Here is an 18,798-nt window from a genome sequence, read left to right on the forward strand (position 1 = left end):
ATGCCGTCCCCAGAACATATCCATCCTGCTTTATGGCGTGCTACTCAATTGGCGCATAGCGCCAATCGTGGCATTTCCACCGGCTACGCGGCGCTGTCGGCCCAGTTGCCTGGCGGCGGCTGGCCGGTGGGCGCCTTGATCGAGCTCCTGACGCCACACGCCGGCATCGGCGAAATCCGCCTGCTGCAGCCCGCGCTGGCGCAACTCGACCGCCGGCATCCGATTGCCTTGGTGCAGCCGCCTCATGTGCCACATCTGGCTTGCTGGCAAGGCTGGCGTCTGAATCCTGCGCAATTACTCTGGGTCGCTCCCGAACGCCCGCTGGATGCGCTCTGGGCAGCCGAACAGATTCTGAAACACGGCAGTTGCGGCGCGCTGCTGTGTTGGTTGCCGCGTGTGCGGCCGGAATCCTTGCGCCGCCTGCATCTGGCAGCGCAGATGGCCGAAACGCTGTGCTTTGTGTTGCGTCCGGCCACCGCTGCGCAACAGGCGTCACCCGCGCCATTACGACTGGCCCTGGCCCCCACCTCCGGCGGGCTATCTGTGCATATTCTGAAACGCCGCGGCCCGAGTTGCGCAGAGCCGCTGTCGTTGATGTTCGAATCTCCGGCGAATACCGGGGTGGATACCGATGCAGGTGCAGTGCCATCGGTCCTGCCCTCCGTGGAATCGACCGAGGATACGGTCGCGACACCCATTCTCACATCAGGAACCCTGCTTCCTGACGCGTTAAAAAGCTTGTCTTCTGATCATGTCTCTTTGGATCGCCACCTTTCTGCGCAGCCTGCCGCTCGACGCCGTTCATCCACGATGGTCTCCTGAATCGGCGTTTGCGGTGTTGGAGCAAGCTCGTGTTGCGGCGCTGACGCCAGCGGCTGCGGCGATGGGCATCCATACCGGCATGCGTCGCGCTGGCGCCGCTGCGATCGCGCCGGACGTTCCGCTCTTGACGCGTGATCCCTTGGCTGAACAGCACTTGCTGCACGAAACCGCGCTCGCTTTGCTGCAATACACGCCCGACCTTGCCATCGCAGCGCCGGATACGTTGCTCTTACAAGTCAGCGCCAGCCTGATGTATTTTGGCGGCCCTCGCCGCCTGCATCAACGCATCGCCACCACATTGCAGGGCATGAGTCTGCACACGTCTTTAGGCATGGCTCCCACGGCACAAGGCGCATGGTTGTTAGCGCATCAATCCTCGATCCGAACACCGAGACGTACGCTGCAAATTCACACCTTGGCGCGTCGGCTCGATACCTTGTCCCATACGTTATTGTCTAGTGCGGAGCCTCGCCGGGAATGGTTGCACAGCATCGGCTGTCGCACCCTCGGCGATCTGCGTCGATTACCTCGTGCCGGACTGCAACGTCGTTGCGGCACCGAGTTGCTCCATACGTTGGATGCGGCTTATGGCGACGCGCCCGAGTGCCACGTCTGGATACAGCCACCCGCCCGATTTTTTCAACGTCTGGAATTACCCGATTACGTCGAGCATGCCGAGGCAGTTTTGTCCTGGGCGCAACGGCTCATCGAGCCGCTCTGTGGCTGGCTCGTCGCTCGACGCCGTGCGGTTCAGCATTTGACGCTGGCGCTGGAGCACGAGCGCGGCCGACATGCTCGCCCGCCAACCACATTGCCGATCAGTCTGGCGCAGCCCGCGTGGCAGGCCTCGCATCTGCGAAATCTGCTGCGTGAAAAGCTTGGGCGTTTACCGCTGGAGGCACCTGCCATCGCATTGAGCCTGCGTGTAGATGACACCGTAGAACAACCTGCCGCCAGCACATGCCTGTTTCCCGAGCCCGGTGGCTCGCCGGCGGAGCACGCCCGTTTGCTGGACCTGCTCAGCGCACGTCTGGGACGCGAACGCGTGTTGCAGGCGCAACCGGTTGCGGACCACCGTCCCGAGACAGCGAATCGCTGGTGTGCGGCTCAAGACGCCAAAAAGAGCCCTGACTCTGTCCAGCACGCATCGAGCCACACCGATCCGCTATCACGGCCCCCGTTCGCCTTCATGGATCGTCCCTTTTGGTTGCTCGACCCTCCGATTCCGTTGCAGGTCCAGCAACACCGTCCAGTCTATTCCGGCCAACCGTTGCGGCTCGTGCGTGGACCCGAGCGTATCGAAAGCGGCTGGTGGGATGCTGCGTTGACGGTGCGCGACTACTTTGTCGCCGAGGACGCAGCGTCCGCACGCTATTGGATTTACCGCGAGCGCGATACCGAACACGCACGGTGGTTTTTACATGGACGGTATGCCTGATATGCCAGCCCTGCCAGGCTTGCCCGCTTATGCGGAATTGCAATGCCTGTCGAATTTCTCGTTCCTACAAGGCGCCTCGCATCCCGAGGAGCTGGTCGAGCAAGCCGCGCAATTGGGATACAGCGCGATTGCCATCACGGATGAGTGTTCGTTGGCCGGTGTGGTGCGCGCACTGGCCGAGGTGGAAAAACTGGCTAAAGAGGAACAACGAAAGATTCACCTCATTATCGGCAGTACGCTGCGACTGCATGCCGCTCCTTCATCGCCACAGACACCCCCTCTGTCACTCGTGCTGCTGGCACAGACGCGCGAAGGCTATGGCAATCTGTCCGAGTTGATTACGCTGGGTCGGTCACGCGCTGAAAAAGGCGCGTATCAACTTTATCTGGATGACGTTTCTGCCCCCACACCCGCGTATACGCACCTGCGTCATATGCCCGAGTGTCTGGCGATTTTGTCACCCCCCCAGGGCACGCCAGCAGAGACCATCGCAAAACAGGCACAATGGCTGGCACGCACCTTTCCTGGCCGGGCCTGGATCGGTATGACATTACTGCATCATGCACGCGACGATATACATCGCAACGCCATCCAACATGCCGCGCGTGTCACTGGGCTGCCCGTCACCGCGCTCGGGGATGTGCATATGCATGTGCGCTCGCGCAAACCTCTGCATGACACGTTGACGGCCATCCGCAGCAAGCGCACTGTCTCGCAGTGTGGCTACGATTTGCAATCCAACGCTGAACAGCATCTACGCAGCCGCCTGCGTCTGTCATCGCTCTATCCAGCCGAAATATTGGCTGAAACCGTAGCCATCGCACAGCGTTGCACGTTTTCGCTGCGGACCTTGCGTTATGAATATCCCGATGAGATCGTGCCCGAGGGGGAAACGCCCACCAGTTATTTGAGACGAGAGGTCTATGCAGGTGCGGCAAAGCGCTTTGCCGCAGGCATTCCTACGTCTGTTCGCGATACCATCGAAAAAGAACTTTCGCTCATCGCCGAGTTGAAATACGAACCGTATTTCCTGACGGTCTACGACATTGTGCAACAGGCAGACCGCCTAAAGATTCTCTGCCAAGGGCGAGGATCTGCCGCTAACTCTGTCGTGTGCTATTGCCTGGGTATTACTGCCGTCGATCCTCAATGCAGTCAGGCACTATTCGAACGCTTTATCAGTAAAGAACGTGGCGAACCGCCCGACATCGATGTCGATTTCGAACATCAACGTCGCGAAGAAATCATCCAGTACATCTATAAAAAATATAGCCGACGTCGCGCGGCGCTGACTGGCGTTGTCATTTCCTATCGGCCCCGCAGTGTGTTGCGTGATACTGGCCGCGCGCTGGGCATCGACCCAGGAGTCATTGATGCGGTGGCTCGTGCGCATCAATGGTGGGACGGTAAACGCGCCATGTTGCGTACATTAGGTGGCTGTGGTTTGGATCCCAACTCGACCGTCGCCAAACACTGGGCCATTCTGGCCGAAACCTTGATCAATTTTCCGCGCCACTTGTCTCAGCATCCTGGCGGATTTGTTATTTCACGGGGCAATCTGGCCCGTCTGGTGCCCATCGAAAACGCAGCCATGCCGGATCGTAGCGTTGTGCAATGGGACAAAGATGATCTCGATACATTGGGCCTATTAAAGGTCGATGTGTTGGCGCTGGGTATGTTGTCTGTTCTGCGTCGGGCATTGAATTTTGTCAACCAACGACGAGGGGTATCGTGGGCTTTGCACGATATTCCCAAAGAGGAACCCAAAACCTACGACATGATCTGCAAGGCCGACACGATAGGCGTATTCCAGATCGAATCTCGCGCGCAGATGAGCATGTTGCCTCGTCTACGGCCTCGCGAATATTACGATCTGGTCGTGCAAGTCGCCATCGTGCGACCCGGCCCCATTCAGGGCGGGATGGTGCATCCGTACTTGAAACGGCGACAGGGTTTAGAGCCCGAAACCTATCCCAGCGAAGATGTACGAGGCGTATTAAAACGCACCATGGGTGTGCCGATTTTCCAAGAACAAGTCATGCAAATCGCCATGGTCGCGGCGGGCTTTAGCGCTGACGAAGCCGATCAACTGCGACGCTCCATGGCCGCTTGGAAACGCAAAGGCGGCATCGACAAATTCAATGACAAACTCGTCACAGGTTTACTTGACAACGGCTATACCGAGGAATTCGCCGCCGCCATCATCCGGCAGATCGAAGGCTTTGGCGAATATGGTTTTCCGGAAAGCCATGCCGCCAGCTTTGCCCTGCTGGCCTACGCGAGCGCTTGGATAAAGTGCAATGAACCCGAGGCCTTTCTGGCAGCGCTATTGAATTCCCAGCCCATGGGCTTTTATGCCCCCGCGCAATTGATCCAAGACGCGCAACGCCATGGCGTACGCGTGTTACCGACCGATGTCACTATCAGCAATTGGGAAGCCACATTGGAACCCTTGGCAATAGAAACCTTGCCTGAGGGAACATCGCCTATCGCTACACCACTGCCCTCGTTGACGCCGCATCAAGCGGCATCAGACAGTGCACATTGCGACACATCGCCTCTCGCAAACGCCATTGACGCGCATCGCACGTCACTGCTGGACGATCCATACGCTCAGCCACGTCCTGCCGTCCGCCTGGGCCTGAACCAAATCCAAGGCCTCTCAGAAGCCGCCGCACTGCGCATCGAACATGCTCGCGCCATACAGCCTTTCACTCACATCCAGGACCTCGCCCGCCGCGCTGAACTCACGCGCCACGACCTCGATGTGCTGGCCGCAGCCGATGCGCTGCACAGCTTGGCCGGCCATCGCAGGCTGGCCAGTTGGGAGGCCAGCGCCAGCGTAGCCAGCCGCGATCTGCTGCGACACGCCGATATCATAGACAGCGAAACACCGTCCTTGCCCACCCAAACAGAAGGCCAGGCGATCATCGATGACTACCGCAGCTTGCGCATGACCTTGCGGCGCCATCCGCTGGCGTTGCTGCGCACGCATCTGCAAAGCCTGCGCTTTGAGTCCGCCGAGATACTCAACACCTATCCTGACCGGCGCCTGGCGCGCGCCTGCGGTCTCGTCACCATGCGCCAACGCCCCCAAACTGCCAAAGGCGTCATCTTCCTCACCCTCGAGGACGAAACCGGCTCTGTAAACGTCGTCGTACGTCCCGAACTCATGGAGCGTCAACGCCGGGAGCTTCTCGGGTCCACGTTGCTAGGGGTTTATGGCACGTGGCAAAGCGTCCAGGGCATCCGCCATCTCATTGCGAAACGGTTGGTCGATCTATCGTCATTGCTGGGCGGACTGGCGGCACGGAGCCGGGATTTTCATTAAGGCACGCCGACTATCGCCGCCAAACATGCGCTATAGAAAAGTCCACTACGAGTACCGGATATCGACGATCAGCCATCAGCACACATATCAAGGTCGAAACGGCATCGCGTCAATCGGCAATTCCAATCCCGACATCTGCGCCGTCAATAACGCCGCACTGCCGCAGGCCAAGGTAAAGCCCAACGCGCCCTGCCCCAGGTTCAACCACAGGTTATCAGCGACGCGGCTCTCGCCAATCAAGGGCTTGCCGGTGGGCGTCGCCGGGCGCTGCCCTGCCCACGGTACGGCTTGGGTCAGATCCAGCTGGGGAAAGGCCTCGCGCACTTGCCGTTTCAGCAATGCAATACGCGCCGGGTCAATATCGGCATTCGGGCTGCCGATATCCACCATGGCCGCAATGCGCAATACGCGTCCGATGCGCGCATACACAATGCGCCGCTCGTAATCCGTCACACTGATTTCGGGCGCCGTGTCATTGCCGGGCTCCATTGGCACACTCAGGCTATAGCCTTTCAACGGATACAGCGGCAAATCCCGGCCCAACGGTTTGATCAGGCTACGCGATGCGACGCCCGCCGCCAACACCACCGCATCGACCGGTATATCCCCATTCGCGGTTTCAACCGCCACAACCTTGCGGCCCTCGCGACGCAACGATTGCACGGGTGTTGCCATGCGGCATTCGACATTGCCCAGGTCTTTCAGACGCCGGAACAAACCCTCGGTGAATTGACGGCAATCGCCCGCCTCTTCGCTGGGGGTGTAGACGGCGCCCGCGAGATTTGCGCCCAGCCCAGACAAGGCAGGTTCCAATGCAACCGTTTCGGCCGCGCTCAAGACCCGCTGCTCAGCCCCCAACGCTGCCTGATAGTCCACCAATCGGCGCGCTTTCTCCAACAATTCAGGGCTGCGATAGGCAATCAGTTTGCCGTTGCGGACATGACCGAAATCGAGGTTTTCTTCTTCGAGCAGGCGGTGCAATACATCCCGGCTCAGATACGACAAAGACTGCAATTGTGCGGTCGACGCCTGGGCCACCGACGCGCGGCAAGCCAATGCGAATTGCAGGCACCAAAACCATTGATGCGGGTCCAGACGTGGCCGGAACCGCAATGGCGAATCGGACCGCAACAGCCAACCCGGCACACTGGGCAACACGCCCGGCCCTGCCAACGGAGCCACATAGCTATAGCTCAGTTGCCCGCCATTGGCGTAACTGGACACCGTCGCAGGACGCGCGCGGCTATCCACCAGCACGACGTCATGGCCTTGGCGCGCCAGAAAATAAGCCGACGTCACGCCGGTGACGCCGGCACCAATTACACAAACTTTCATCGCAACCCTGGCTGATAAGAGACATTTACGCTGTTTCCTATTCTGCGAGTTTGGCCCCGGTCCTGCCAATGCCAATCTGACGGGTAGTCATAACCTAAGGTTTACCCTTAGCCCGTCACGCCACCAATTGCAGCCTCACAATCGCCTCGCCCGTCGGGGCTCGCACCAGATCGGCCAAGGTATGGCGATTCAACTCGTCGTAAAAGGTCTTCAGGCTGTCTGCCAGTACGCCCGACAGCAGGCAAACCCCCTGCAGTGCGCAAACAGGCTCCCCGCAATTCACCAAAGCTTTCTGGTTTTCCAGGGCATACACCAGGTCACCCAACCGGTATTCGGCTGGCGCTCGTGCCAGCCGCAAGCCACCGCCCTTGCCCCGGGCGGTAGTCACCCAGCCCTGCTGGGCCAGGAAATGCGCGACCTTGACCAAATGATTGCGCGACACGTCGAACCGTTCGGCGATCTCGGGGATCGTCACCGGCGTTCCACGGCCATTGCCCTGCGTCAGGTACATCATGACGCGCAGGCCGAAATCAGTGTATTTGGTCAGTTGCATGCGGTCGCACTATACCGGTTAAGCGCCCGGCCCGCCCGTGCCGAACAACTCGGCATGGATACGCTCCGGCGCCACGCCCAACGAGGTCAACGCTTGACGCTGCGCACTCATAAAGGGCAAAGGACCGCACAAGTAGTAATCCGCGTCCGGCAGCACGGCAACATCGCGGATTGCCTCCAGATTCATACGGCCTGCGTAGTCATAATCCTGGCCCTGCTGATCGTCCGGCGAGACGGTTTCGTAATAGACCACTTTACGCACATTGGGCCGCGAATTCGCAATGTCATTCACATGCGATTTCATGGCATGCACCGAACGGTCGCGGCAAGCGTGTACGAATCGAATCTCACGGCCATCGTCGCGTGCCACCAGGTGATTCAACATCGACATCATGGGCGTCAACCCGACGCCGCCGCTCAACAGCACGACTGGTGCGGCGCCTTGATCGTTCAAGGTGAACTCACCTTGCGGGGGAGCCAGATCCACCACGTCGCCTTCTTTTACGTTGGCGTGCAATACATTGGACACGCTGCCCGCCGGCGTATTGCCGGTGCCATCCTCGCGTTTGACCGAAATGCGCAGACGGCCTTTGCCCGGCGCATCCGACAAGCTGTACTGACGTGGCTGCATGATGCCTAATTGAGGCACATAGACGCGCAGGGAAATGTATTGCCCGGGCAGATAATCCGGCACAGAGCCGCCATCTGCTGGGACCAGATAGAACGACGTGATTTCGGCGCTTTCCGGGACTTTGCTATCGACGCGGAAACCACGCCAGCCGGTCCAACCGCCGTCCTTGCCGGCGGATTGTGCGTACAGTTTGGCTTCCTCGGCGATGAGCAGGTCGGCCAGCTGACCATAGGCCGCAGCCCAGGCTGCAATCAACTCATCGGTCGCGGCCTCTGCGCCCAGGACCTCTCTGATCGAGGCCAGCAAATGCTTGCCGACAATCGCGTAATGCTCAGGCCGTATCCCCAAACTGACGTGCTTGTGCACGATGCGGGTCACTACCGGCATCAACACCGAAGGATCATCAATATGCTCCGCATACGCGGCAACGGCCGCAGCCAAGGCCTGCTGCTGTTGTCCGCCATCCTGGTGGCCTTGATTGAACACCTGCTTCAGTTCCGGGTTGTGGCGGAACATGCGGGCATAAAAGTGACAGGTGAGCGTTTCACCGTGGACCTTCAATACCGGCGCAGTGGCTTTTACCAGATCGCGGACTTCCTGGCTCAACATGATGCTAGCTCCTTCGGCTACTAGAAAACTTTAAACATGTATTTATTATACATATTTAAGGTGCGCGTGGAGTTGTGAAGTGAGGTGGGAGTTCTATTGGTCGTCGAGCCGAGGCAATCGGTCCGGCCGGGCTTCACAAAGTCGGTCCGGCGCGCAGGCGCCGGACACCGTGTTCGCTCGTCTCGTCCGCGCCTTCGCGCTCCCTTCGACCTCCGCTCCACTCGACTTTGAGGCGCCCGGCCGGACCGATTGCCTCGGCTCGACTGGCAGCAATTAGAATTCTCTGCATCGCTGGCACGATCATTTTGCTTGGCGTTTTTTCGCAGCCGCGTTAGTAAAGAGAAAGATCTTACGGTGCTGCTTTCGGCGGCCGCCCTGCGCGGCCACCTCAAGCGTTCGGTCCGGGCATGCGACGGGGTGGCGTGGTGCCTGGTTGGAAGATCTACTTGGCTGTGATTGAGTCTTGCGACGATGATGCGTAGGGCACTTTTCCGGCGGCATATCCGTAGCATGCTCGTACTCTGGATCAGAGCACCACTGCGGATATGATTTGCGCTCACCATGATCGCGCTACAACGGGTGCCATGCGTGGCATTACGTCGATGTGACTCGAGAGATTTTTTGTCATGCAACGGTGCCACAGTCTCTGCATGCAGATCCCTAACGCGATTCGCGGGTGTGCAGGGCACCCGCGAATCGCAGCCCTGCAAGATCTTTCTCTTTACTCAGGCTGATACAGAAAAATGCCAAGCAAGAAAGTCATGCCAGCGATGTGATGAGCTTGAGTTACTGCGAGTCGATGCGGGGCAGTGGCTGCGTGGGGGCGCCTCGTTGGCGAGCGGAGTGGATGTCGAAGGGAGCGCGAAGGCGCGGACGAGACGAACGAACGCGGTGTCCGGCGCCCGCGCGCCGGACCGCCAACGTGAAGCCCCCACGCAGCCACTGCCCCGCATCGACGTCCATAAGCACTCCTAACTCCCCCAACACCCCAAGCCCGGTTTACACTTACCCCTCCCCCTCCGTATCTAAAACAAAGGTTTCCCAATGAGCACCACTACGCTCAAAACCCGCCTAACCGACGCCGTCAAAGAAGCCATGCGCGCCCGTGACGCCCAGCGCTTGTCCACGCTGCGTTTTCTCGTTGCCGCGGTCAAACAGAAAGAAGTCGACGAACGCAAAGAACTGAGCGATGCAGACATCACGGCGATCATCGAGAAGCAGGTAAAACAACGCCGCGAATCGATTGCCGCGTTCGAGCAAGCCGGCCGATTGGAAACCGCGGCACAGGAAACCGCCGAGCTGGATGTGCTGCGTGAATTCCTACCGCAAGCAGCCTCCCCCGAGGAAATCGCTGCGGCAGTGGACGCCGCCCTCGCAGAAGTCGCGGCACAGGGCCTGAGCGGCGGTGCTGCCATGGGCAAGGTCATGGCCATTCTCAAGCCCGCACTGGCCGGCAAAGCCGACATGTCCGAAGTATCGCAACAGGTCAAACAGCGCCTGAACGGCTGACCCTGTTCAGCAAGCCGCCTCGCCGAACAAATCCAGATCTGCCTGTCGGGCTTGTTCGGCAACATCCTCAAAATTGCTCATACCCACACCTGCCAAGCGATATCGGGTCGTGCCGGGCAAATCCACACGCAGGCAGAGCTGCTGAGCAACCATCGCGAGATCGTGGGCCGAGGTTGGCGCGCGCGTCAGTGTCAACGTGCGCGTCACGATACGAAAACGATCTGTCTTCAGCTTCAGGACTACCGTGCGGCCGATCGCGCCCTTTTTCAGTCCCTGATCCCAGACCTTGATCGCCAGACGCCCCAGCACCTCATCCAATGCCTCGATCGGCTGATCCACCATCAGCGTCGTTTCCGCCGATATCTGCTGCAATGGCGCATCAGGTTGCACAGCGCGATTGTCGATGCCTTGTGACAGCTCGTGCAATCGCACCCCATAGCGCCCAAAATGATGCTCGAGCTCGACCGCAGTAAAACGCGATAAATCGCCCACAGTCTGCACGCCCAGCGCGTCAAGCTTGCCCTGCATAACCTTGCCCACCCCAGGCACTTTGCGCACCGGCAACGGCTGCAGAAACGCGAGCACCTGCGATGGTTTGATCACGAACAGACCGTCGGGCTTATTCCAGTCAGAGGCAATTTTGGCCAGGAATTTATTGGGTGCAACGCCCGCAGAGGCCGTCAAACGCGTCTCCTGCAAGATCTCGCTGCGGATCACACGCGCAACCTCCGTCGCCGATGCCAGACCCAGCTTGTTTACCGTCACATCCAGATAAGCCTCATCCAACGACAACGGCTCGATCAAATCGGTATGGCGCGCAAAAACCTGTCGCACCTGGCGAGAGACTTCGCGATATCGATTGAAATCGGGCGGCACGTAAATGGCATTGGGGCAAAGCCGCTGCGCGCGGGCCACCGACATGGCCGAATGCACCCCGAACCGCCGCGCCTCGTACGAGGCCGCACAGACCACCGAACGCGGTCCTTCCCACGCAACGACCACGGGCAATCCGCGCAGCGATGGGTTATCGCGCTGCTCCACCGATGCATAAAACGCATCCATGTCTACATGTACGATCTTGCGCGAAAACGAAAGCATGACAAATGGAGATAACAATCTGCCGGGAAACCGGCATCACACTCGCGGCAACGCGCGGACCCGCTAATAAGCAGGTATCACGCTGGCTACCGCATGCGGATGACCACCGTGCGGACAAAATTACGCTAGTGCCCCCAGGCAAGCAGACCGATAATCGTCACGCCCGCCGGCAGCGCAATCAAAAAAAAGAATATTATGACGCGCTATCGCATCGCGCTTTTAACAATTTTGCTGATCTTCTCGTATCCATGACCACGCCTGCCACGACTGACTATTTTGGCCTGACGATTCCTTTGATGCACCTGATGGGTGTGATTCCAGAAAGCATCGGCCCTGGCCATGCGCGTACGCGACTGCCCTGGCGTGAGGATCTGACCAATAGCCGCGGCGATATTCATGGCGGTACGCTCATGAGCGTGCTCGATTTCACGCTCAGCGCCGCCGCTCGTGGTGGCGACCCCGAGCTGGGCATGGCCACCATCGACATGACCACCAGTTTCATGTCTCCCGGCAACAGCGACCTGGTCATCGAAGCCCGCTGTCTGCGCCTGGGCACATCGATCGCCTTCTGTGAAGGCGAAATCCTCAATGCCGAGGGTCAGATCGTCGCCAAAGCCTCGGCTACCTTCAAAGTCATCAAACGCCGGCCCGGCAGTGACTGACCAGCATGGCTGAGCGACGCGGCAAGCGGTGAAATGGCCTCATGCCAGCCCACCCGGCCTCTACCTCAGCATAGCCACGACCGCAGTCAAAACGACAGCGAATCATTCGCTGTCGCACTGCCTGCTGCCCTTATTTTCGGGACTTTTGCTCCGCAGGCGGATCCTTGGGCATATACGTCGTGCACGACGGTACCTGGTAAATCACCGCCGCACGCATGGCGCGGACAGCGTTCTCGTTCCAGATGCCGCGCCCCCACATCAGGATGTCCACCTGCGACTCACGATCGCCCTGGCCGGTGATTTTCACCCGCGCCACGTCGTCACCCGTAAACGGCGCCTCGACCCGCATCAATGCGCTGCGGCTCGCATCGTCCACCGTGCCATGCACGGTATACGCCCCGGTCCCGCGCAGGCACCGCTCGGCCTGCGCCGTCGCCGCCTCGTATGTCGAACGGTAATCCGACTGCACCGTCAAACTATCCGACGGCATATTTCCGCCCGATGAAATCCCGGTCGAGCAGCCCGCCAGGCCGGCCACGGCGAGCGCCGCCACTGCAATTCTGATCATGTTCACTCCAATAACCAGCCGCGATTATCCCGCAAACCAGCGCACACGTCCCACGGTTCGACGGAACCCTGCCCCCTATGGCATGATCAATAGGTAAACCCCGCCGGCCCGAATGCCGCCCAGGAGACCGATTTTGCCTCACACCACGCAGTTGCCCCAAAAATACCCCCTGAAAGACTTTTTCCGTAACCCCGACCGTGGCTATTTCCGCCTGGCCGACGACGGCAAGACACTCGGGTTCATGCAGCCTGTGGCGCTGGACGGTCAGCCGGCCCGCATGAATATTTTTGTGCAAGCCCTGCAAAACGCCCAGCCCGTGGGCGAACCGCGCAGATTGACCAGCGAAACCGCCCGCGATATCAGCAATTTCTTCTGGAAAGGCGACGACATCGTCCTGTATCAGAAAGATTTCGGCGGAGACGAAAATTTCCACGTCCTGGCCGTCAACGCGCAAACCGGTGTAGCCCACGACCTGACCCCCTACGAAAACGTCCGGGCCGGCATCGAAGACGATCTGCCCGACGATCCGGACCATGTCCTGATCAGCCACAACCAGCGCGATCCGCAGGTATTCGACGTCTATCGCGTCAACGTCCACACCGGCGCAGCAGTCCTCGTCGCGCAAAACCCCGGCAATGTCGTAGGCTGGCAAACCGATCACGCCGGTAAAGTCCGCGCGGCCATCACCAGTGATGGGCTGGACACGACCCTGCTCTATCGTGACGACGAGGCTGCGCCTTTCAAACCGCTGATCACCACCGACTACCGCACCACCGTCAGCCCGGCATTTTTCACCTTTGATGATCGCAAGTTCTACGCCCTGAGCAATCGTGGCCGCGACAAGCTGGCGCTAGTCATCATCGACCCGGCCACGCCCGATCACGAGGAACTGATATTCGCCACCGACGAGGTCGACCTCGATGCCGCCGGCTATTCCCGCAAGCGCCACGTCCTGACTGTCGCCGCCTATCAAACCGACAAACCGCGCCGTCACTATTTCGACGCGGAGACCGAGGCGCTATACCAGCAATTGGAAAACCTGCTGCCCGGCTACGACCTGGCCATCCAGGGGCTGAATCGCAATGAGGACACCTTCATCGTTGCGGCCTACAACGACCGCACGCCAGGCGCGCGCTATCTGTTCCAGACGGCAACGGGCGCGCTGCACAAGCTCGCGGATATCAACCCGTCCATTCCCGAGGCGGAGATGTCGCCGGTGCAGCCCATCCGCTACACCAGCCGCGACGGCCTGGAAATTCACGGCTATCTGACGCTGCCGGCCGGCCGCGACCCGAAAGGCCTGCCCTGCATCATCAATCCGCACGGCGGTCCGTGGGCGCGCGACGGGTGGGGCTACAACCCCGAGATCCAGTTTCTGGCTAACCGCGGATTCTGCGTCTTGCAGATGAATTTCCGTGGATCCACGGGCTATGGCCGCCATTTCTGGGAAGCCAGTTTCGGTCAATGGGGCCTGGCCATGCAGGACGACATCACTGACGGCGTACGCTGGCTCATCGACCAGGGTATTGCCGATCCCGCGCGCATCGGCATCTATGGCGGCAGCTACGGTGGCTATGCCACGCTCGCCGGCATCACCTTTACCCCCGATCTCTATGCCGCTGCGGTGGACTACGTGGGCGTGTCCAACCTGTTCACCTTCATGAACACCATCCCGCCCTATTGGAAACCCCTGTTGGCCAAAATGTACGACATGGTCGGCCACCCGGAGCACGATCAGGAACGCCTGGCGGCGACCTCGCCTGCGCTGCACGTCGATCGCATCCGGACACCGCTCTTGATCGCCCAGGGCGCCCAGGATCCGCGGGTCAACAAGGCCGAAAGCGATCAAGTGGTACAAGCGCTACGCGAACGTGGTGTCGAAGTGCAATACCTCGTCAAGGACAACGAGGGCCACGGTTTCCACAACGACGAGAACAAATTCGAGTTTTATGAGGCCATGGAGGCGTTTTTCGTCGCACATCTCAAACCCTGAATCATCCAAAACAGGGACGATCCCCGATAAAATAGTCTCAACACCGCCCCGCCCCGGGGCGAATAAATCGCCCTTTGCCACGATTGGTTACGGAAACCTAATCCGCCGAGGGCGTGTCTATCTGGTTCTGGCCTAGAATCAGCAGCAAATGAATACCCCTGAAAAATCGAATTCGGCCCCCCGTCGGGGCATCAAGCAGTTTCTGCGCAAACGTATCGTGGCCCAGGCGGCAGTCGGCGTGGCGGGCCTGGGCGTGTGCGGCGCGGTGCTTGTGGGCCTCGCCGTCGCGCTGACCTGGCCCAATCTGCCGCCGCTGCACGCCATGACCGACTACCGGCCCAGCGTGCCGCTGCGTATTTACACCGCCGATCACGTCCTGATCGGCGAATTTGGCCAGGAACACCGCAACGTCGTGCCCTTTGACGACATTCCGCTGGTGATGAAACAAGCCATGCTGGCTGCCGAGGACGACGACTTCTACTCCCACGGCGGTATCGATTGGATGGGTATGGCGCGCGCCATGCTGACCAATCTGGTCCATATGTCGAAAAGCCAGGGCGCCAGCACCATCACCATGCAGGCCGCGCGCAATTTCTATCTGTCGTCCGACAAGACCTATCTGCGCAAATTCTACGAGCTGCTGCTGACCTTCAAGATTGAATCCGAGCTGACCAAGGACCAGATCCTGGAGCTCTACATGAACCAGATTTACCTGGGTCACCGCGCTTATGGCTTCGAGGCCGCCTCGCGCACGTATCTGGGCAAGCCGCTGGCGGAAGTCACCCCGGCCGAGGCCGCCTTGTTGGCAGGGATTCCCAAAGCCCCCTCGCGCTCCAACCCCATCACGAACCTCGATCGCGCCGTCGTCCGTCAACATTACGTGCTGGGACGGATGCAAGCGCTGGGCTATCTGACCCCGGAACAAGCCCAAGCTGCCCGCGAGCAGCCGCTGCAGATTCGCGGCGGCGCAGGCGACCAAAGCGGCGACTTCACAGTCCACGGCGAATATCCGGCGGAACTGGTGCGCCAGATCATGTACGGCCTGTTCCAGGACGGCACATACACACGCGGCATCGATGTCTACACGACCATCGACTCAAAAGCCCAACAGGCGGCCTATCAGGCCGTGCGCATGGGCGTCCTGGACTACACCCGCCGCGCCGCGTACCCGGGCCCCGAAGACCAGATCGACCTGCCCGCCGGCATCGAACAGGATCCGCAAGCCTTCGAAGAAATCCTCGATGGCGTCCAAGACGAAACGCCCGACAGCAGCGATCTGCTGACCGCCGTGGTGCTTTCGGCCAGTCCCACCGAGGTCAAAGTGGCGCGCAGCGCCAAAGAGATCATCACCATCTCCGATAAAAAGGCCCTGGCCATCGTGGCGCGGGCCCTCAATCCGCAGGCCAGCGAAACGCAGCGCATTCAGCGCGGCTCGGTCGTGCGTCTGCATAAAAACGGTGATCAATGGGAAATCCTGAATATGCCGACGCTGCAAGCCGCGTTGGTCTCGTTGGCCCCGAAAGACGGCGCCATCCGCGCCCTGATCGGCGGCTTCGATTTCTATAGCGGCAGCTTCAACCGTGCAACGCAGGCATGGCGCCAGCCTGGCTCGACCATCAAGCCGTTCATCTACGCGGCCTCGCTCGAGCGCGGTATGACGCCCGCCACGCAGATATCGGATCAGCCCTTTACGCTGTCGGTAGAACAGACCGGCTCTCGTCCCTGGACGCCCAAGAACGACGGAAATGACTATCAGCCGATGCAAACCATGCGCCAGGGCCTGTATCGGTCCAAAAACATGGTGTCCATCCGCATCCTGCAGGCCATCACGCCGCAATACGCCCAGGATTACCTGACGCGTTTCGGATTCCAGAAAGATCGTTGGCCTGCGGTATTGCCGATGGCCTTGGGCGCAGGCGGCGCAACGCCATTGCAGGTCGCTGACGCCTATGCAGTCTTCGCCAATGGCGGATACCACGTGCCGCCCTATCTGATCGACAAAGTCATGGACCGCTCGGGCAATGTCCTGATGCAGGCCCAACCGGTCGTAGCGGGCGACGAGGCCGCTCGCACCATCGATCCGCGTACCGCGTGGGTCATGGACGACATGTTGCGTGGCGTGGCCACCAGCGGCACGGCGGCGCGTGCCAAGCGCACACTCAAACGCAGCGACGTCGCGGGCAAGACCGGCACCACCAATGACGCGGTCGACGTCTGGTTTGCAGGCTACACCCCAGCACTGGCCACCGCCGTCTGGATGGGCTTCGATCAACCGCAGTCGCTGGGCACCAATGCGTTCGGCAGCGGCCTGGCGCTGTCGACCTGGCTGGACTACATGCAGCCCGTGCTCAAAGGCGTGCCCGAACAACCACAGCGCCCCCGTCCCGACGGCTTGCTGGTCGATAACGGCGAATACTATTACTCGGAATTCCCGCCCGGCCAGGCTATCGCTTCGCTGGATCTGCCCACCGGCGATCAGTTGACCGACTTCCTCAATAACATGCGGCCCAGCGATGGCGCCCCGACGCAAGTGCGTCCGCTGAACGCCCCCGGCGGCGGCAGCCTGCCTGCTCCGGCGAGCCCGGCTGCGCCGCTGAGCCAGGGGAATCTGCCCATGCCGGGTGCTCCGGTCGTGGCAACCCCCAGCCCGTCCCCGGCCCCCCGGCAAACCGGTCCTGACACAGTGGGCTCGACCGCCAACCGCGCACCAGTCACGCCTGGCGGCACCTCGTCAGGCCAACACGATGCCGCACTGGCCATTCCCATTCCGCTGGCTCCGCCACCGGCAAATCCCCAGCCTGCCACAGGATATTGATAGGAATAAATATTATTCGTGATATCGTTGCGAACTAGGTCAACTCTGTTCCGCAACGACCATGACTGCCGCCACCACGATCAAAACCTGGTATCTGGTCCATAAATGGACCAGCCTTGTCTGTACTGTATTCCTGCTGATCATCTGCCTGACCGGGCTGCCGCTGATTTTTCATCACGAAATCGAGCACCTGTTCGACGAAGGCAAACCCGTCGCGACCTTGCCCGAGGGCACGCCGCCCGCCAGCCTGGACAAAATCGTCGCCACGGCCAAGGCGTTATATCCTGACGAGTACGTCGACTACGTCTATCTGGACGATCACGAGCCCCAGGTCTACGTAGGCTTTGCCCCCGAGCTGGGCACTGCGGTAGAAAAAGGCCACGCCGTGCGTGTCGATCTGCGCACCGCCGAAGTCCTGCATGATGCGCCGCCCTATTCCGAGGATCGTTTCTCGTTCATGGGCATCATGCTGGCGCTGCACGTAGACCTGTTCGCGGGGCTGCCTGGCGAATTGTTCCTGGGATTCATGGGCCTGCTTTTCGTGGTCGCCATCGTCTCAGGCGTCGTCCTCTACGGCCCCTTTATGAAAAAAGTGGAGTTCGGCACCGTACGTGCCGCACGCTCGACTCGCCTGAAATGGCTGGATCTGCATAATCTATTGGGTATCGTCACGCTCGTCTGGGCCTTTGTCGTCGGCGTGACGGGCGTGATCAATGAACTGTCCACGCCCCTGTTCCGTATGTGGCAAGCCTCCGAACTGCCGCGCATTCTGGAGCCCTATCAGGGCCGCAGCGTGCCCAAGGACCTGGCCTCTGTGCAAAACGCCGCCGACACGGCAATCAAAGCCCTGCCAGGACGCGAAGTCTCGTTCATCGCCTATCCCGGCAATGCCTACGGCAGCCCGCATCATTATATTGTCTGGCTAAAGGGCGACACCCCTCTGACCTCGAAACTGAATACGCCCGTGCTGGTGGACGGCGTCAGCGGTGATCTCAGCGCCGTGGCGCGCATGCCTTGGTACCTGACGGCCCTCGAAGTCTCGCGCCCCCTGCACTTTGGCGACTATGGCGGCATGCCGCTGAAAATTTTGTGGACCCTGCTCGACCTCATCACCATCGTGGTGCTGGGTAGCGGCCTGTATCTCTGGATCGCTCGCCGCAAGGCAAACAACGCTCGCATCGCAGAGCTCGTCCGGCGTCATCAACAACTCAAACCGCAACAAACCCCCGCATGAGTTCACGCAGCCGCTTTTTATTCGTATGGGGTGCGCCCATTGTGCTGGGCGTGCTCAGCGTCTTCGGACTGCTGGCGGCCCTGCTGGGTACCGGCCTATGGCACTGGGCCTCGTGGATCTCGCTCGCGATTCTACTGGTGGTCATCGTCAAGTACTGGTGCTTCCCGGCAAACCCAGCGGGCTCGACTGCCCGGCGCTGAG

The 18,798-nt window shown here is 60.2% G+C and carries 14 protein-coding genes; 9 read left to right on the top strand and 5 right to left on the bottom strand.

Features of this window, described 5'->3' with window-relative positions:
• Genes imuA through ACYVIT_RS15330 form a run of 3 tightly spaced genes read left to right on the top strand, consistent with a single transcriptional unit; the run spans window position 1 to window position 5,591 of the window.
• Window positions 1–822 carry a translesion DNA synthesis-associated protein ImuA gene (imuA, locus tag ACYVIT_RS15320; protein ID WP_415807326.1) on the top strand — a complete coding sequence of 274 codons (822 nt, stop codon included), beginning with the start codon at window positions 1–3 and terminating at the stop codon, window positions 820–822.
• Window positions 752–2,260 carry a Y-family DNA polymerase gene (locus ACYVIT_RS15325; protein ID WP_415807327.1) on the top strand — a complete coding sequence of 503 codons (1,509 nt, stop codon included), beginning with the start codon at window positions 752–754 and terminating at the stop codon, window positions 2,258–2,260. Before imuA ends, ACYVIT_RS15325 begins: the two co-directional genes overlap by 71 nt.
• Entirely contained in the window at window positions 2,244–5,591 is a 3,348-nt protein-coding gene (locus tag ACYVIT_RS15330; RefSeq protein ID WP_415807328.1) for an error-prone DNA polymerase, read from the top strand. The genes ACYVIT_RS15325 and ACYVIT_RS15330 overlap by 17 nt, the downstream gene beginning before the upstream one ends.
• Window positions 5,592–5,678: 87 nt before the next feature.
• On the opposite strand, the gene ACYVIT_RS15335 is transcribed toward ACYVIT_RS15330, so the two are convergent.
• The 3 genes from ACYVIT_RS15335 to hmpA form a co-directional block, all read right to left on the bottom strand.
• On the bottom strand, window positions 5,679–6,926 hold the full coding sequence (locus ACYVIT_RS15335) for a D-amino acid dehydrogenase (protein WP_415807329.1): 1,248 nt from the start codon (window positions 6,924–6,926) through the stop codon (window positions 5,679–5,681).
• A gap of 115 nt (window positions 6,927–7,041) precedes the next feature.
• The gene (locus ACYVIT_RS15340) at window positions 7,042–7,479 is read right to left on the bottom strand and encodes an RrF2 family transcriptional regulator (RefSeq protein ID WP_415807330.1); all 438 of its coding nucleotides are present in this window, start codon (window positions 7,477–7,479) and stop codon (window positions 7,042–7,044) included.
• 18 nt (window positions 7,480–7,497) lie between these two features.
• Window positions 7,498–8,718: an NO-inducible flavohemoprotein gene (gene hmpA / locus ACYVIT_RS15345; RefSeq protein WP_415807331.1), complete on the bottom strand. Its 1,221-nt coding sequence runs from the start codon at window positions 8,716–8,718 to the stop codon at window positions 7,498–7,500.
• Between the two features lie 1,044 nt (window positions 8,719–9,762).
• On the opposite strand from hmpA, the gene ACYVIT_RS15350 reads away from it, so the two are divergent.
• Window positions 9,763–10,227, top strand: coding sequence for a GatB/YqeY domain-containing protein (locus ACYVIT_RS15350; protein ID WP_094821674.1), 465 nt, complete (start codon window positions 9,763–9,765; stop codon window positions 10,225–10,227).
• 6 nt (window positions 10,228–10,233) lie between these two features.
• Here the strand turns inward: ACYVIT_RS15350 and dinB are convergent, their stop codons facing one another.
• Window positions 10,234–11,325 carry a DNA polymerase IV gene (dinB, locus tag ACYVIT_RS15355; RefSeq protein ID WP_415808294.1) on the bottom strand — a complete coding sequence of 364 codons (1,092 nt, stop codon included), beginning with the start codon at window positions 11,323–11,325 and terminating at the stop codon, window positions 10,234–10,236.
• A gap of 248 nt (window positions 11,326–11,573) precedes the next feature.
• On the opposite strand from dinB, the gene ACYVIT_RS15360 reads away from it, so the two are divergent.
• On the top strand, window positions 11,574–11,987 hold the full coding sequence (locus ACYVIT_RS15360; protein WP_415808293.1) for a PaaI family thioesterase: 414 nt from the start codon (window positions 11,574–11,576) through the stop codon (window positions 11,985–11,987).
• Window positions 11,988–12,117: 130 nt separating this feature from the next.
• Here the strand turns inward: ACYVIT_RS15360 and ACYVIT_RS15365 are convergent, their stop codons facing one another.
• Window positions 12,118–12,555 carry a BPTD_2524 family lipoprotein gene (locus ACYVIT_RS15365; protein ID WP_415808292.1) on the bottom strand — a complete coding sequence of 146 codons (438 nt, stop codon included), beginning with the start codon at window positions 12,553–12,555 and terminating at the stop codon, window positions 12,118–12,120.
• Between the two features lie 133 nt (window positions 12,556–12,688).
• Between ACYVIT_RS15365 and ACYVIT_RS15370 the strand changes: the two genes are divergently transcribed.
• The 4 genes from ACYVIT_RS15370 (at window position 12,689) to ACYVIT_RS15385 (ending at window position 18,797) form a co-directional block, all read left to right on the top strand.
• Complete coding sequence (locus ACYVIT_RS15370; protein ID WP_415808291.1) at window positions 12,689–14,548, top strand: alpha/beta hydrolase family protein; 1,860 nt, start codon at window positions 12,689–12,691, stop codon at window positions 14,546–14,548.
• 148 nt (window positions 14,549–14,696) lie between these two features.
• Window positions 14,697–17,363 carry a penicillin-binding protein 1A gene (locus ACYVIT_RS15375; protein ID WP_415808290.1) on the top strand — a complete coding sequence of 889 codons (2,667 nt, stop codon included), beginning with the start codon at window positions 14,697–14,699 and terminating at the stop codon, window positions 17,361–17,363.
• Between the two features lie 61 nt (window positions 17,364–17,424).
• Window positions 17,425–18,597 carry a PepSY-associated TM helix domain-containing protein gene (locus ACYVIT_RS15380; protein ID WP_415808289.1) on the top strand — a complete coding sequence of 391 codons (1,173 nt, stop codon included), beginning with the start codon at window positions 17,425–17,427 and terminating at the stop codon, window positions 18,595–18,597.
• Window positions 18,594–18,797 carry a hypothetical protein gene (locus ACYVIT_RS15385; protein ID WP_415808288.1) on the top strand — a complete coding sequence of 68 codons (204 nt, stop codon included), beginning with the start codon at window positions 18,594–18,596 and terminating at the stop codon, window positions 18,795–18,797. The genes ACYVIT_RS15380 and ACYVIT_RS15385 overlap by 4 nt, the downstream gene beginning before the upstream one ends.
• Window position 18,798: the final 1 nt, after the last annotated feature.

This window comes from Bordetella muralis (assembly GCF_054781015.1).

Excerpts from the sequence above, each read along its gene's own strand:
- ACYVIT_RS15375 (WP_415808290.1), top strand. The coding sequence starts at position 14,697 with ATGAATACCCCTGAAAAATCGAATTCGGCCCCCCGTCGGGGCATCAAG.
- ACYVIT_RS15335 (WP_415807329.1), bottom strand. The coding sequence starts at position 6,926 with ATGAAAGTTTGTGTAATTGGTGCCGGCGTCACCGGCGTGACGTCGGCT.
- ACYVIT_RS15380 (WP_415808289.1), top strand. The coding sequence starts at position 17,425 with ATGACTGCCGCCACCACGATCAAAACCTGGTATCTGGTCCATAAATGG.
- ACYVIT_RS15365 (WP_415808292.1), bottom strand. The coding sequence starts at position 12,555 with ATGATCAGAATTGCAGTGGCGGCGCTCGCCGTGGCCGGCCTGGCGGGC.
- ACYVIT_RS15350 (WP_094821674.1), top strand. The coding sequence starts at position 9,763 with ATGAGCACCACTACGCTCAAAACCCGCCTAACCGACGCCGTCAAAGAA.
- ACYVIT_RS15385 (WP_415808288.1), top strand. The coding sequence starts at position 18,594 with ATGAGTTCACGCAGCCGCTTTTTATTCGTATGGGGTGCGCCCATTGTG.
- ACYVIT_RS15325 (WP_415807327.1), top strand. The coding sequence starts at position 752 with ATGTCTCTTTGGATCGCCACCTTTCTGCGCAGCCTGCCGCTCGACGCC.
- imuA (WP_415807326.1), top strand. The coding sequence starts at position 1 with ATGCCGTCCCCAGAACATATCCATCCTGCTTTATGGCGTGCTACTCAA.
- ACYVIT_RS15340 (WP_415807330.1), bottom strand. The coding sequence starts at position 7,479 with ATGCAACTGACCAAATACACTGATTTCGGCCTGCGCGTCATGATGTAC.
- ACYVIT_RS15360 (WP_415808293.1), top strand. The coding sequence starts at position 11,574 with ATGACCACGCCTGCCACGACTGACTATTTTGGCCTGACGATTCCTTTG.
- ACYVIT_RS15330 (WP_415807328.1), top strand. The coding sequence starts at position 2,244 with ATGGACGGTATGCCTGATATGCCAGCCCTGCCAGGCTTGCCCGCTTAT.
- dinB (WP_415808294.1), bottom strand. The coding sequence starts at position 11,325 with ATGCTTTCGTTTTCGCGCAAGATCGTACATGTAGACATGGATGCGTTT.
- hmpA (WP_415807331.1), bottom strand. The coding sequence starts at position 8,718 with ATGTTGAGCCAGGAAGTCCGCGATCTGGTAAAAGCCACTGCGCCGGTA.